Annotated in this window: 8 protein-coding genes and 1 tRNA gene; 4 read left to right on the top strand and 5 right to left on the bottom strand. The window is 56.1% G+C overall.

What is annotated here, in order from left to right; all coding sequences use genetic code 11:
- Window positions 1-501: 501 nt before the first annotated feature.
- Window positions 502-1,128, bottom strand: coding sequence for a fibronectin type III domain-containing protein (locus KP004_RS11340; RefSeq protein ID WP_216798656.1), 627 nt, complete (start codon window positions 1,126-1,128; stop codon window positions 502-504).
- A gap of 584 nt (window positions 1,129-1,712) precedes the next feature.
- Between KP004_RS11340 and KP004_RS11335 the strand changes: the two genes are divergently transcribed.
- Window positions 1,713-4,400, top strand: coding sequence for a sigma factor-like helix-turn-helix DNA-binding protein (locus tag KP004_RS11335; protein ID WP_216798655.1), 2,688 nt, complete (start codon window positions 1,713-1,715; stop codon window positions 4,398-4,400).
- A gap of 542 nt (window positions 4,401-4,942) precedes the next feature.
- Here KP004_RS11335 and KP004_RS11330 read toward each other — a convergent pair.
- Complete coding sequence (locus KP004_RS11330; RefSeq protein ID WP_216798654.1) at window positions 4,943-7,363, bottom strand: site-2 protease family protein; 2,421 nt, start codon at window positions 7,361-7,363, stop codon at window positions 4,943-4,945.
- A 550-nt stretch (window positions 7,364-7,913) separates the two neighbouring features.
- On the opposite strand from KP004_RS11330, the gene KP004_RS11325 reads away from it, so the two are divergent.
- Entirely contained in the window at window positions 7,914-10,172 is a 2,259-nt protein-coding gene (locus KP004_RS11325; protein ID WP_216798653.1) for a zinc-ribbon domain-containing protein, read from the top strand.
- A 104-nt stretch (window positions 10,173-10,276) separates the two neighbouring features.
- Here the strand turns inward: KP004_RS11325 and KP004_RS11320 are convergent.
- The 3 genes from KP004_RS11320 to KP004_RS11310 all read right to left on the bottom strand — a co-directional run bounded on the left by KP004_RS11320 (window position 10,277) and on the right by KP004_RS11310 (window position 11,632).
- Window positions 10,277-10,351, bottom strand: a tRNA-Cys gene (locus KP004_RS11320).
- A gap of 60 nt (window positions 10,352-10,411) precedes the next feature.
- Window positions 10,412-11,002: a CDP-diacylglycerol--glycerol-3-phosphate 3-phosphatidyltransferase gene (gene pgsA / locus KP004_RS11315; protein ID WP_216798652.1), complete on the bottom strand. Its 591-nt coding sequence runs from the start codon at window positions 11,000-11,002 to the stop codon at window positions 10,412-10,414.
- Between the two features lie 15 nt (window positions 11,003-11,017).
- Window positions 11,018-11,632 (bottom strand): lytic transglycosylase domain-containing protein, encoded by a 615-nt coding sequence (locus KP004_RS11310; protein WP_216798651.1) that lies wholly within the window; start codon window positions 11,630-11,632, stop codon window positions 11,018-11,020.
- Window positions 11,633-11,975: 343 nt separating this feature from the next.
- Here KP004_RS11310 and nadB point away from each other — a divergent pair, with 343 nt between their 5' ends.
- Entirely contained in the window at window positions 11,976-13,571 is a 1,596-nt protein-coding gene (gene nadB, locus KP004_RS11305) for an L-aspartate oxidase (protein WP_216798650.1), read from the top strand.
- Between the two features lie 10 nt (window positions 13,572-13,581).
- Window positions 13,582-13,857, top strand: coding sequence for a chorismate mutase (locus tag KP004_RS11300; protein WP_216798649.1), 276 nt, complete (start codon window positions 13,582-13,584; stop codon window positions 13,855-13,857).
- The last annotated feature ends 10 nt before the right edge of the window (window positions 13,858-13,867 follow it).

Genomic DNA, 13,867 nt, shown 5'->3' with positions numbered 1-13,867 from the left:
CTTTGTACATCTCTTTCGCGGTTAGCTTCCTCCTGTATTCGGTGTCCAAGTTGCAAAGCTCAATAATGCCAAGTCAGCCGTATCCTCTTTACCTCGCGCATCATTTGAAAACTCGCCTACCTCTTTTTCAGCAACAACTAGGCCGTTCCATCTGCAAACTATAGGTTGTTCTACCAGTTAGCGAGTTGCATCTATAAAGTGCATAGTCGTCTCAGGGAAGTCTATATTTGTATTCTGCAAATACGCAGTTGCATCCGCGAAGTGCCTAGTTGCCGTCTGCAACCGTGCAATTGCCTTTGCGAAGTATATAGTTGTCTGCTGCAACTGTGCAGTTGCATCCGCAAACTAGGTATTTGTCTCGAACAACTCTACGGTTACGATGGAGGAGGGTAGAGAACTTGGTGTTAAGAAGAAGGAATGGGGGAAAATCAGGTAAAAGCGGCCACCAATATCCGGATTCAAAACTGATCAGGTATGGTGGCCGTCGAGCCATGAGCCATCTCATATGGCCATTATGCAGACGAAGTTCGACCAAGGCCCTTCACCCTGTGTAGTGAGTGCCCTGATCCGGAAATAATACATCTTTCCAGGCGTCAGGCCGCTCAACACTATCCTTTTCGCATGGGTCGAAGTGGTCAGGTGCCTCCAGTTGCTCTCGACAAGCGGATCGCTTTCGCAGACAGACATCTCGTAGCTCTTTACACCTTTAACGCCACTTGCTCTCGCCACAACTTCGTTCTTGTGGTACACCACCTTCAAGTTCATTGGTGTTATTGGGGGCGAGGGCGTGCGTTTGGATGCCGACGGCGTTGCTGCCATGCCCAGCTTTTCTGGAATGGTCGGGTCATGTTTGCCGACAAGGTTCGCTATGCCGCGGATCATCCTCATTTGGGAGATGGATTCATAACGGGCCGTCTCCAGTTCCCCTTCCTTGTCGCGGGCGCCATCCAAAAACTCATGGTAGATGCTGCGGTGCCGATTATGGGTTGCCTGTATCTTCTCCAGGTTGGGCAACAGGGTGTAGATCTTTTCCAGGATGGACGGATCCTTACTCAAGAGGGTGATGAGCTCGCCGTTTGCACGGATAACTACCTCGTCCTTTTCCCCGCCTTTACGTTTTCTTCCCATGTTGTCGGCCTCTCTTGGTAGATTGGACTGTTCCAATACATTAGCGGTTGCAAGGCGCATTGCAAGACGCATAACGGAAGCATGACTTTCTCGAAATATAGGCGGCAGCAGTGGACGGCAAAGGGCTTGAGCGGCCCTCATCCGTTCTTGAAAGCAACTCCGTAGGTTGCGTTATTATATTTTTCTAATATAATAACACCGCACGTCATTATGACACCACGGACCGGTAACCGATGACCACCCCCATCCCCATACCACAGCACCTCCGCAATGAATTCTCGACACGAACTCATAATGTCCTGATGCGCGAACAAGTTGAGTCATGTCAGGACGTTTTGGCGTTGGGGCGAACGGACCTTCGACGCTTACGGGGATGCGGTTCAAAGACGATATCGGAGATAATGTCCGCGCAGGAACGCATCCTGCAAATACACCCGGAATTGCTTCCTGTCGAGGTTGAAAAGCCTCTGCCTGCCCCACCCACAGAGGCTCTTGGCGAACCCCCGTTTGCGGATACGTCCACAGGAGAACCGGCATCGGACCCTGCCTCATGGAGCGTTCTGCACCGCCCACTTACCCAGCTAATGGACCGGGACGCTCCTTTTACCTGGACCGGTCCTGGCTCGTTGTGCCTTTCTGGCGCCGACGTCGAGCGCCTTCGTGCCGTGGCCATCTTCCAGGAGGACTCCTCGTACCTGCTTTTGTCATGCTCCATCGGATATCTCCTCCAGGCAGGTCTCAGCGACTCGGCCCTTTCCAGCATGATTCGCGCCCTGGGGTATCCGGGAGGCGCCTGGCCCGTCACGTCTGTCTGCAATGCAACCGACAGTTCCCTGTATACCGGCCTTCCTTCCGGTTTGCTGGATCCGCTGGTCGTACTGGAGTTTCCCTTTCCGGATCTGCTCGATGAGCCTACTGGCAGGGGGGAGGGCGTTCCCTGGGGGGACATCGCAAAGATCACCGAACGCAAAGTCTTTGCAAAATTCGGGCTGTGCCCAACCGCCTTTCGCGCGATCAACTACCTATGGCAACTGAGAGAGCGAGCTGAGTGGATTGCGAAGTCGGCCGATGCCGGCTTGCCGACTACGGCGTACGGTGCCTTCCAGGATGTGCTGGACCGCTACCTGCACTTTGCCGTCGTCGGAAAGGACCCGAAGGAGATTGAGCGCTGTCGGCGCGTGCTTTTGGGGCGTCTTAGACTGTTCGACGGCTGCAAATGGACACTGACAAAAGTGGGGGAGGGGCTGGGTGTCAGCAGGGAACGGGTCCGACAAATGGAGAGTATGCTGCTGGCAAAGCTGAAGAAACCGGCGACGCTGCAACATCTCAATTACTTCTGGCACTTGCTGGACCGTCTGCTGGAGTGTCGAGGTGGTGCTGCTTACATCCACGACCTTGCGCTCGCCATGCAGCGGGTGCACGACTGGAACAGCCCCCCTGCTGATGAGGCACTCGCCTCCGTCATGGAGTTTTCCCCGCGTTATCGGGTGGAGTGGTCCCCTCCCATCCGGGTCGCCCTGTCCACATCTTGCTGCGTAAACTGTGCGATCGGAGCTGGGGGCCTTTCCAGGGCTACGGAAACAGCGGAGGGGCGGAAGCTGCCACCCGATGCAGCCCTGCAGGCTTTGCTGATTGCCTGCCGCGAGGAGCGCTGCCCGAAACTACAGAAAATATCGAGTTTCACCCCCGCCATGCTTCACTTCCTGGCGGATTCGTCGGCGGACCTGGGCTTTAGTGTTGCTGACAACTACCTGGAATGGCGTCGGGAAGAACGGGTTCCATCGAAGAATGAAATCCTGGACAAGATTCTGCACGACGCCGGTGACGCCGGCATTCACTTCAAGAAGGTACAACGGCGGCTGAGCCTGATGGTTCCCGACGAACCGGCAAGCCCACAACTCGTTTATTATTGGCTCAGTCATCTGCCGGGGGCTGTCCTTTGGGGGCGTGGGATATTCAAACACAGGGATCTCCTTCAGATCCCCCATGAGCTGGTCAATGAAATCCAGCGTGATGTCATCGAGAGACTCTGTTCCGACGAAATCCCCTTCCTCTGCATGAGCGGTAAGATCTTTGAACATTACGCGCCGCAGCTGCTGACGAAGGGCGTGCCCACCCCCTTTGCCTTGTATTCCTGTATGAGAATTGTCGGCAGTGACACCCTGAGCTTCGAGAAGTACCCTTTCGTCTCGATGAAGGACGCTCCCAGGCCGAGACCATCGATCTTGAGTGTCCTGGAGCAATTCCTCTTCCAGCGCGTCGTCGTAACCCGTGAACAGCTTTGGGATTTCGCCGTCTTAAAGCTGGGCCTACCCGGCCAGCAAATCTTAAGCAATAATCTGTCGAACATTCCGAAACATCTACGGGTCGGTGCCCTCCGAATGCACCTAAGCAACGTCCCTGCGCTCTACCAGAAGTTGGATGCCATCGCCGACTCGCTGCCGAAATTGCATCGGCGGGGACGGTCACTGGAGCAGCGGCTATATGCAAGAAATCGTGCAGTCTGCGAAGCAATGGGAGTAATGAAACCGCGCCATCTCGTTTGTCTCATCGACCATTTTTTCCCGGGGAGGATCGAGTGGGAGCCGGTGCCGCAGCCGCAGTCCGCAGCCCCAAAGCGCCAGCCACGACCGGCATCCCGGCCCTCGCAGCCTCGTCCTCGGTCGCAAGGAAATCTGCTGCTGAATTACCTCGAAGAACAGGGGAAACCATGCCGGACCAAAGAACTGGCGCGGTTTGGGAGCAACGGACTTTTGGCAGTTTTGAAGGGAAGGACATGGGCTTTGTGGCACAGCAAGGACGCGCTCATCGCGCGCAGCTGCTTGAAGTGGAATGAAGAGCAACAGGCGGCCATCGAAGAGCTAGCTCTGCGGCACCTCGAAAAAAGGGGGCGCTTCGGCAACCCCTATGGCTTGTGCTCGGAGCTTTTCCGGGATATTGGCGCAGAGTTGCCTGCACTCCCTTCACCCCTTCATTGGACTCCGGTGCTGCTGCACGACCTGCTGGGGGCCGGTATCAAGTTTCACGCCCTTGGCAGGCAAAGAGACGTCTTTGTTGCCAAGAACAACCCACACGGGCTTTCCACGCTAGATGACCTCATCCATCATGTCCTGAAAGTCGACTATGGCGGCACCGCACCGAGAACAGCCTTCATTGCGGCCGTGCGCGAGAGAGGGCTTTCCAGTGTAAAAATACCGCAGTGCCTAAAGGGTCACGATAGCCGCATCATCGTCGAGGGGGACATCGTACGAGCCGCGGTTTCTGATGTGTAACCCTCATTTTCCCTGACGTTGCCCTGAAGCACGAGTCAACCAGCCAGAGTTAATCATCGTGGGCATGCCCTGCAGTCGGAGCTGTCGGAGTCGGTTAAATGCGCGTGCGTGCCCTCATCCGACTTAAGCTGAGCAGTTTTTGTGGGATTGGCGGAGTTGGTTTCTCTGCGTGGAGATTGGGGGGCAGAAAGTAAAGCCCCCTACCGAACTTCGATAGGGGGCTTCTACTACACAAACCAAGGAGGCTTTTGTGTAACACAAGATTTTTCTAATGTAAACAAAAATTAACGGTGCTGCTGTCTTTTAACCACAACGTTTTTTGAAGAACGGGACGTTTGCCTCCCATGGTCCCCGTGCCAACTTCAGTTACCAACCCACATCCTCAACAACTTCTCATCTTCCTAGCTCAGGAGGTGGAGGGGACGCTGGCAGCTTATGTACCTTATGCCCCCTCCGCAGTGCTCACTAAGCTACATTAGCTACCTACGTCCCCGTGTCAAGGAAAGAAGGATGGTGCTTAATTTCGTGGCTCTTCCTGCTCCCTAGTTCCCATAGAAGTGTTCGTGGTTTGACTTAAACGGTTGAGACATCCGCTCTATTTCCTCAGACCACCGTTTTAGCACTGGCCTGTCTTCAGCCGTCGTTGTTTTCCACGCACCGTTTTCCAAAGTGGCAACCGTTACCAGTCTTCCATGGTCGTATTTCCTCTTTTCTACCACATTGCCTGCCTTTTCAAGGGCGAGCCACTCGCCAGTCCGATACCCGTCTTTATAGTAGTAGATATCCGACACAGAACCGTCGTCTGCGTAGGCAGTTCCCTTGCCATCATAGTAGAGTTGACTGTTGATCTGGCATTCGCTTCTCTTCTTCCCAAAGCCATGATGCTCCGCATAGGTATACTTCTTTCCATCGATCTCAACGGTCCGGGACAATTCCTTGTAATTCAGTCCCAAGAACATGAACAATCCGGCGACGGACGCCAATATACAGGTAATATAGGTGCCCAATAATAATGTTTTTGGCAAAAAATTGGCGGACCTGAACTTCAAGGTGTCGACAACGACTGTGAGTTTGTCAAAGATGCCCTTGTAATTCATGTTGGGACTGAAAAGCTTCGGAAAGGGAACCCTCATTTTATCGACAACCCGTTTGAGTGCATTCTGGTTGCCTATCAGCTCCGCTACCGAATCGGCCGTTAGCCCCTCAGCTTTCAGCTCACTGCAGATACCGTGGAGCTTCAAATTGCACAGGGCGACGTAGATGGTAAGTACGCCAAAGAAACCTAGCACAAAGTCACCTGCCGATCTGGCCAGGATCAGAAATGCTGCTCCCCCCAGAAAGGCAAAGATAAAGCGGAAATATCTCCGATTGACGAACAGCACATCCACAAACCTGCCGCCGTCCAACGGCATGATCGGCAGCAGATTGAAGACGTTCAGCATCATCATTATCTGTGCGGTTTTGAACAGGTAGTAGTTTTTGGTCAGAAAGAACAGGATGTACAGCACCACGCTGAGAAATATTCCCGGAAGCGGCCCCATTAGCGACACGATGCAGCTTTTCACCGCTGTCGGATTGCTGTTCTTGCCGGAAACTGCAGCACCGAAAAATGGGATGAAGAACATCTTCAAGTCGGTGTACTTGAATACCTTCATCGCCGCCATGTGGCCCAGTTCGTGGAAGAACAGGACACCTACGAGGATAAGAACCTCCTGCCACGTTGTTGAAACGATTTGGGCGCTGAAAAAGAACATCACCGTGATGATGAGCGGCACCAGGGATCCTGTTTTACTTTCCCCGGAACTTATCACCTGCAGTTCGGTGGCCAGGCTCTCAAGTTCCAAATCCGGCTCGGTGCCGGTCGAATCCATGGTTGCTTCTGCCGTTTTTATTTCGCGCAGCGGTTCTTCACCCAACTCACTCAAAAGACGGCGCACCTTTCTTTCTGCCGACATCCGATTCAGTTGTTTCCACGGAAACAGCATACGTAGACACATCGAATAGGAGCCTGTCAAAGTGGGACGGATAAATCCTTGCTCTTTGGCGGGTTGCCACTGTCCGGAAGCAACCTTTAATGCCGCCCCCAGTCGTTCCTCATTCATCTGATACTGCAAACCATCCTGGATGGGTTCCTCGCGGATGGCAGTCCTATCGGCAGCAGTACGAGCCTGATGCACGCGCCAAAGACTCTCAAGGGCAAATTCTCCTGCGATCCTGAGAACGTTGTCGTGTGGATTATGGGCAAAGGGAGATGGCAAGCTTGTGCACGATGTCCTGATCTTACTGCGGTCGTCACGTGGACGGGAGAATCCTATTGTTGTACCCACCGTGCCGTCTTTTACGACTGCCACCAGGTGGGCAACATCCGAAGTACCTTCATGCTGCAGTAACGCCACGATGGCTGATATGGGAGCGGCACCCGGTGCGTTGGTAAAGCAACCCTTGGATACAAAGCCGGCAGCCTCCAGCACAGGTCTTGTCTTGCTCAGGAAAAGGCGAAGTTCTGCGTGGAGATTGCTTTCGGATGGGACGGCTGACAAGGGCGAAGATGTCGGCATTCGGTTCTTGAAATAGATGAGGATTGGGCCGAACCAGTACTGTGCCATCAGCAGGACGATGACACATATATACCATGGAGTTCCGATGGCATAGAGAGCAATACCGGTTGCAATAGGAACACCCTGGGGAGCAAAGGGGTTATCAACAAGTCGTCTTTTTGCAGGTGGAGAAGGCATCACGGGCTTCTTAGAGACTGGTGGCGTGGCAACTTCAGGCAATTGTTGTCGTGCCCCTATTGCCTGGGCGTCAAGCTGCGGAAGCGGTGCCACAACGTGGGCGTCGAAGAGGAATGAGGTATTGCACTTGGGACACGTGACCGTCACCGCTCTTGGCGGCACCTTTTCAAGAGGTACCAAGCGGCTGAACGAGCAAGATGGACAGGTTATTTTGATACTTTCAGACATCAGTTGTCTCCAGGGGGCAAAGATTACTGTTAACGGGGACGTAGCGCAGAACTTGGAGAAGTAATCTCTGCTTTCTTCGTCTTCTTCTCCTTGTCAGTCCGTCGCCTGGTTCTGACTGTGCTGCAGAAACAGCTGAGACAGCTTAAATTAAGATGTCCTTTGTATCAAGCTAATTGTATGTAGAAGTCAGAATGCATGGGCCAAGCGCGAGGGGATGTGGGGGGCTGGGAATTACGGTTGGTATGCAGATTACTACTAATCCGGATCTGGTGGGAGCGTAAATAAGTCCCCCTAATTCCTTGAGGCGCTAACGTCTCATAATGATAAAACTCTTGCACGTGAACCAATCTTAAGCTAACTTTCGCAAGGTTTCTATACTGAAAAATTAAACGACGGCGCTCCCGACACTCGCCGGGGGCAGGTGAGAGTGGCTCGCTACGTTTTGCGGCTGCGTCGTATCCTTTTATTTCACCATCTTTTTTGCGATTCCAGTGCAGTTTTGGCTGCTACGGCGGCAGAGCCATCCAACCTGAAGTTCCCGGAGAACACGGTGAGCGAACTGACAATTACTTGCCCCTCTTGCGGCTACAGCCGTGCCATCCCCCACGAGAAGATTCCCGCCGGGACAGTTCAGGTATCTTGCCCCCGGTGTAAAAGTATGTTTCCCCTCCACTCCGTCTGTCATGATCGGGGAATCGATCAGGTTGCTCCAGAAACCGCCCCGGTCCTGCCGGCACCTGCGCTGACAGATCAAAGTGTCAAACAGGGGGGGCAACGAGCTCGCGCGCTGTTGTTATTCTTCGTGCTTTTGGTTCTGTTGTTTGTGGGCGTCCGCATTTGGGCTGAAGGGAAGATACGGGAACTTCCGTTTCCTAACTTCATCGCAACATCTGACACGGGTGTGGCGGTCACTTGGGGGGAGGAGGTGCTGCTGTTTGATCGGAACGGCGCGCAGACAGGCCGTCAGCCGCTTCCTCCTGGAGCGGTTCCGACCCAGCTGAGCTACGTAGGCAATGAACTCTGGCTCGCCGATCATACAGGCAACGCCATCCGCCGGCTCCGTAACAACAGATGGGAAACGGTGGTCAACGGCGGCAACCGTTTCCGTGCCGCCTATAAATTCGTGGTGGACGGAGGTGATATTTTCGTCACCGACTCAGCAAACCACAAGATCCACCAGTTTCGGACCGACGGCAGCTATCTGCGGAGCTTTGGACAGGAAGGAAAGGAGCCGGGACAGTTCAAATTCCCCAATACCATCCTCCTGGACCGGGACGGCAACCTGGTGGTGGCTAACACCAACTGTTTTCGAATCGACCTCTTCGCCCGTGATGGCCGCTTCCTGAAAACCATTGCTACCGCCAAGGCGGAAGGAGCCTACCGGTTTCCGACCCTGCTGTGCCGCGCGGATGACCGCTACGCTTTCCTGCAAACAGTCGATCTGCGCCAGGCATTGGTGTTGGTTTACGGTGCAGACGGCAGCGCTGTGGGGAAACTCCCGCTTCCGGTCCCGTTGGAGGAGGCGGGAGATGTTGCGGCCTTCGGTTCCACCGTACTGGTGAGTGACATGGGGCACCGGGAGGTCTACCGCTTCGATGCTGCCACCCTCCAGTACAAGGGCGCGTTCAGTACCGCAATCTCGCATCTTGCCCGCGATACCGGTCGGTTGGAAGACCGCTATGCCGCCATCTCCAGCTTTGCGCTCACGGCCCTCCTGGTATGCTGCCTGCCAGCGTTCTACCTCTACTACCAGACCCGCCGACGTGAGGAAAAGCGGATCCGCTCCGTCGATGCCGGGATCGTCGTGCCGGCGGATGCACTGGTGGTTACCGGCACCGACGGCCGCAAACTTGTCCTTGCCGCAGCAGTTTTCGTTCTGTCGTTGCTGCTCATGCTCTACGGTATGCCGAGATTCGGGCATAATCGCATCGCGATGCTGTCTGTAATGCTGCTCAATACCCTTTTGACACTTGCCATGATCCGCCTGCTTGTCGAAAGCGGAAGGGTGCATCCGTCCCGGCGCGAGCTAGTGTTGAAGATGGTTCGATCCGCTGCCCCTAACCTGGCACAGTTACTCGTCAATGGTGAACGGGTCATGCTCTGCACCGGCTTGCGTAGAAGCTTCTACCTCAACCAGCCCACACTTTTATTGCTCACCGACCAACGCATCCTGCTTGTTGATTTCGCTGCACTTCGTCCCGCGGGGTATTGGCAACTCGGCTACGGCGACATCTCCATCGTCAACGCGGGGCAGGTGAAGTCACCGATGGCAAGACTCAACCGCATGGTGAAGATTGATTCTCACCGTGTCCTCCTGACACTCCAGCCGCGTGCCGGCATAAAGGAACTCCTGTTGCACAGCAATGAGGCCACGGTTGTCGGGCAAGTAGCCGCTGCCATCAAGCAGCGTTTGCCCGGCGGCCGCCTCGGATACAGCAAGCTCTGCGCCACCTGCTACACTGCGCTCGATTCGGGCGGCTGCCCCAATTGTCGCACTGAGCGAAAAGGCAACTACAAACCTCTCTTGCTCTCGCTTGTATACCCGGGGCTGGGGCAGTTCTACAACCGCGAGATCCTGAAGGGTACCGTTCTTTGCTTATTTTTCACCTGTGGCGCCCTCAGCCTGACCATTCCTGTTATCCAGATCATGGACCGTACTGCCGAAACCACTCCGGACAGCGTGCCGCTATTGCTTAGCAGCGTATTGACCACGGTCTCGCTCTACCTTATTGCCATCGCCGATGCCGACCTCGTCGGGCGGCAGGGGCGACGGCTCTTTTCAAGGGAGTTTTTCAGGCTTAGAAGATGAAGGGGGTGCAGGGAACCGTCGAAGGCAGGAATTGTTGACGCAAGAGCGGCAGAGGTCGAATGAAAAAAGGGCTTACAGTGTGTCACTGTAAGCCCTTTTCTATTTGGAGGCGGCAATCGGATTTGAACCGATGAATGAAGGATTTGCAGTCCTTTGCCTTACCACTTGGCCATGCCGCCTTGTGCATCGAAGGAGCCCGTTTATAACCTGATTCCCGCGCCTGTGTCAATACGAATTTTTTATTTGGCTATCACTCTCACGAATTTGTTCAGGTAATCGACGCCGCTCCAGATGGTTATGACGGTCGCGATCCAGAGATAGAACATGCCGACGTTGTGCATGTTGACTATCAGAAGCGGATGGTCGATGCCGAAGAACCAGTGGTAGTCATAGTGCAGCAAAAGCCCGATGATGGCGACCAACTGGAAGATGGTCTTGAACTTGCCCAGGTTGCTGGCGGCGATGACGATCCCTTCGGTGGAGGCGATGCCGCGCAGACCGGTGATGATCATCTCGCGCCCGAGGATCACCAGCACCATCCAGGCCGGGACCCGGTCGAAGGGGAGGATCATGATCAGCGCGGCCATGACGATCAGTTTGTCGGCGATCGGGTCCAGGAACTTGCCGAACACGGTGACGATGCCCATCTTCCTGGCGAGGTACCCGTCCAGCCAGTCGGTCACCGAGGCGGCGGCAAACAGGGCGGCGGCCCAGAAGCCGGGCTCGCGATCGGGCGACAGCAAAAGGACGCACAAAAGCGGGATGGCCGCTATGCGCAGCATGGTCAGGATGTTCGGGAGATTCATGATCTGGGCTTGGGTGGAGGGCATGCTTGGCCTTTTATGCTATCTGTAGCTGTTCCGGTAACTGAGTACCTTAGACACGTAGGTCTGGGTTTCGGGGTAGGGGGGGATGCCGCCGTACTTGGCGACGGCGTTGAGCCCGCAGTTGTAGGCGGCTACCGCCAGGGATTCGTTCCCCTTGAACGTATCGAGGAGGAACCTCAGGTAGCGCACGCCGCCCCGGATGTTGTCCGACGGGTTGAAGGAATCGTTCACCTTGAGCCCCTGGGCGGTCTTGGGCATGAGCTGCATCAACCCCTGGGCTCCCTTGGGAGATACCGCGCTGGGGTTGTAGCCGCTCTCGGCGTGGATCACCGCCTTCACCAGGGAACTGTCGACGCCGAACTCGCGCGAACAGGAACTGATGATGGGTTCGAACTCGGCCGGGTTGCGGGCATAGCCGGAAAGTTTGAAGGCGGTCCTCAGCCTCTTGTCCTTCTTGATGTCCCGCATGAAGATCTTGAAACGGTTGTCGGTGGGAGCATCGGTGAAGTGAACAGTCCCGTCGGGATCCTCGTATTTATATATGTCGGCGCGAGCCGGTGCCGGGAGGCACCACGACACCGCGGCAACTGTCAGGATGGCTGCCAGATAAACTCGGTGTGACCAAAAGCGCATGAGCTTCCTTTTTTTTAATGGGAAAGAAAATTTGCCCTCGAATTATATAGACCAATAAGCATGATATTTCAAGGTCTAATGTGACCTTGGCGGGCTCTAACCCGTCAAAAGTCTTGACAAAAATCTCGCTGGGATCAATAATTTGCGGGTTTTCCCGAGCCGGTTACGCGAAGAACGCAAGGTATCCGCGACGCACGCCAAGAAATCTCCTTTGAGGGCACAGGCCCAACGTTGCCGCCATGACCCCCTAAGCCTTTCCTGAAGTACGCGCGCCTGCCGCACGGCTTCGTCCATACTTTCGGTCTCAAGAAACGCCTAATCCAGCTTATCGGGGGGTAGTTTGATGAAGGAGAAAACTGATTTTCTGGTGATCGGCAGCGGTATCGCGGGGCTTTCCTTCGCGCTGCAGGCTGCGGCCCACGGCAAGGTCGCAGTGGTCACCAAGCAGGATATTTCGGAGTCGGCCACGAACTACGCGCAGGGGGGGATCGCGACGGTCTCCTCGGAAGAGGACACCTTCGACGCGCACGTGCAGGACACCCTGGTCGCCGGCGCCGGTATCTGCCACGAGGACGTGGTGCGCATGGTGGTTGAGGAAGGCCCCAAGGTGATCCGCAACCTGATCGACTGGGGTGTGCAGTTCACCAAGAGCGGTGACGACTACGACCTGACCCGCGAGGGGGGGCACAGCGCGCGGCGCATCCTGCACGCCGAGGACATCACCGGCCGCGAGATCGAGCGCGCCCTGGTCGAGGCGGCGAAGAAACACGAGAACATCACCATCTACGAGAACCACATCGCCATCGACCTGGTGACCGAGTCGAAGGTGTTGAAGCAGAAGCTGGAGCACAACCGCTGCCTCGGCGCCCACGTGCTCGACAACGAGTCGGGCGTGGTGAAGACCTTCGCCGCGCGCATCACGCTCCTCGCCTCCGGCGGCGCCGGCAAGGTGTATCTCTACACCTGCAACCCGGACGTCGCCACCGGCGACGGCGTCGCCATGGCCTACCGCGCCGGGGCGACCATCGCCAACATGGAATTCATGCAGTTCCATCCGACCACGCTGTACCACCCAAACGCACGTTCCTTCCTGATCTCCGAGGCGGTGCGCGGCGAGGGTGCCGTTCTCAAGCGGCGCGACGGCACGGCCTTCATGGAGAAGTATCACCACCTGAAGGACCTGGCTCCGCGCGACATCGTGGCCCGCGCCATCGACAACGAGATGAAAACCTACGGCGACGACTGCGTCTTTTTGGACATCAGGCACCGCGGCGCCGAGTACATCACCTCCCGTTTCCCCAACATCTACCAGACCTGTCTCGACTACGGCATCGACATGACCAAGGAGATGCTCCCGGTGGTGCCGGCCGCGCACTACCTGTGCGGCGGGGTCCAGGTCGACTTCAACGCCGAGACCGACATCAAGCACCTTTACGCCATCGGCGAGGTCGCCTTCACCGGCCTGCACGGCGGCAACCGTCTGGCCAGCAACTCGCTGCTGGAGGCCGCGGTCTACGCCGGGCGCGCCTACGAGCATGCGGTGCAGGTCCTCAAAGACGGGCAGTTCTCGTTCCCGGTGATCCCCGAGTGGGATGCCGGCACCGCGACCAACTCCGACGAGATGGTGGTGGTGTCCCAGAACTGGGACGAGATCCGTCGCTTCATGTGGAACTACGTCGGCATCGTGAGAAGCGACAAGCGTCTCGCGCGCGCCATGCGCCGCATCGAGCTGATCCAGGACGAGATCGAGGAGTACTACTGGAACTTCATCGTCACCTCCGACCTCATCGAGCTCAGGAACATCGCCACGGTGGCCCAGTTGATCGTCGCCTGCGCGCAGATGCGCAAGGAATCGCGCGGGCTCAACTACAACATCGATTACCCGGGCGTCGACGACCAGAACTGGAAACGCGACACCCACATCAAGAAGAAATTCTGAGGACGCCGCCATGGGCATTGACGACATCAGGAACGAGATCGACCGGCTGGACAGCGAACTGCTGCGCATCTTCAACGAGCGCGCCTCCCTTGCCCTGAAGATCGGGGAGATCAAGAAGGGGCTCGACCTGCCGGTCTACGACCCGGCCCGCGAGAAGCGGATCTTCGCCCGGATGACGTCGGAGAACCAGGGCCCCCTGGACGACCAGGCCATCGTGCGTCTCTTCGAGAGGGTGATCGACGAATCGCGCCGCCTGGAGCGCATCATGACCCGCGGCGAACACTAAAGGGAGGTTT

Origin of the sequence: Geomonas oryzisoli (assembly GCF_018986915.1) — a bacterium.
GTDB classification, from domain to species: Bacteria; Desulfobacterota; Desulfuromonadia; order Geobacterales; family Geobacteraceae; genus Geomonas; species Geomonas oryzisoli.
Note: the sequence above shows the minus strand (reverse complement) of the source record. Positions and strands in the feature narration are given on the sequence as shown.

Bases quoted from the DNA above. Each gene is read 5' to 3' on its own strand.
- KP004_RS11340 (WP_216798656.1), bottom strand. From the start codon at position 1,128: ATGGGAAGAAAACGTAAAGGCGGGGAAAAGGACGAGGTAGTTATCCGT.
- KP004_RS11335 (WP_216798655.1), top strand. From the start codon at position 1,713: ATGGACCGGGACGCTCCTTTTACCTGGACCGGTCCTGGCTCGTTGTGC.
- KP004_RS11330 (WP_216798654.1), bottom strand. From the start codon at position 7,363: ATGTCTGAAAGTATCAAAATAACCTGTCCATCTTGCTCGTTCAGCCGC.
- pgsA (WP_216798652.1), bottom strand. From the start codon at position 11,002: ATGCCCTCCACCCAAGCCCAGATCATGAATCTCCCGAACATCCTGACC.
- KP004_RS11310 (WP_216798651.1), bottom strand. From the start codon at position 11,632: ATGCGCTTTTGGTCACACCGAGTTTATCTGGCAGCCATCCTGACAGTT.
- nadB (WP_216798650.1), top strand. From the start codon at position 11,976: ATGAAGGAGAAAACTGATTTTCTGGTGATCGGCAGCGGTATCGCGGGG.
- KP004_RS11300 (WP_216798649.1), top strand. From the start codon at position 13,582: ATGGGCATTGACGACATCAGGAACGAGATCGACCGGCTGGACAGCGAA.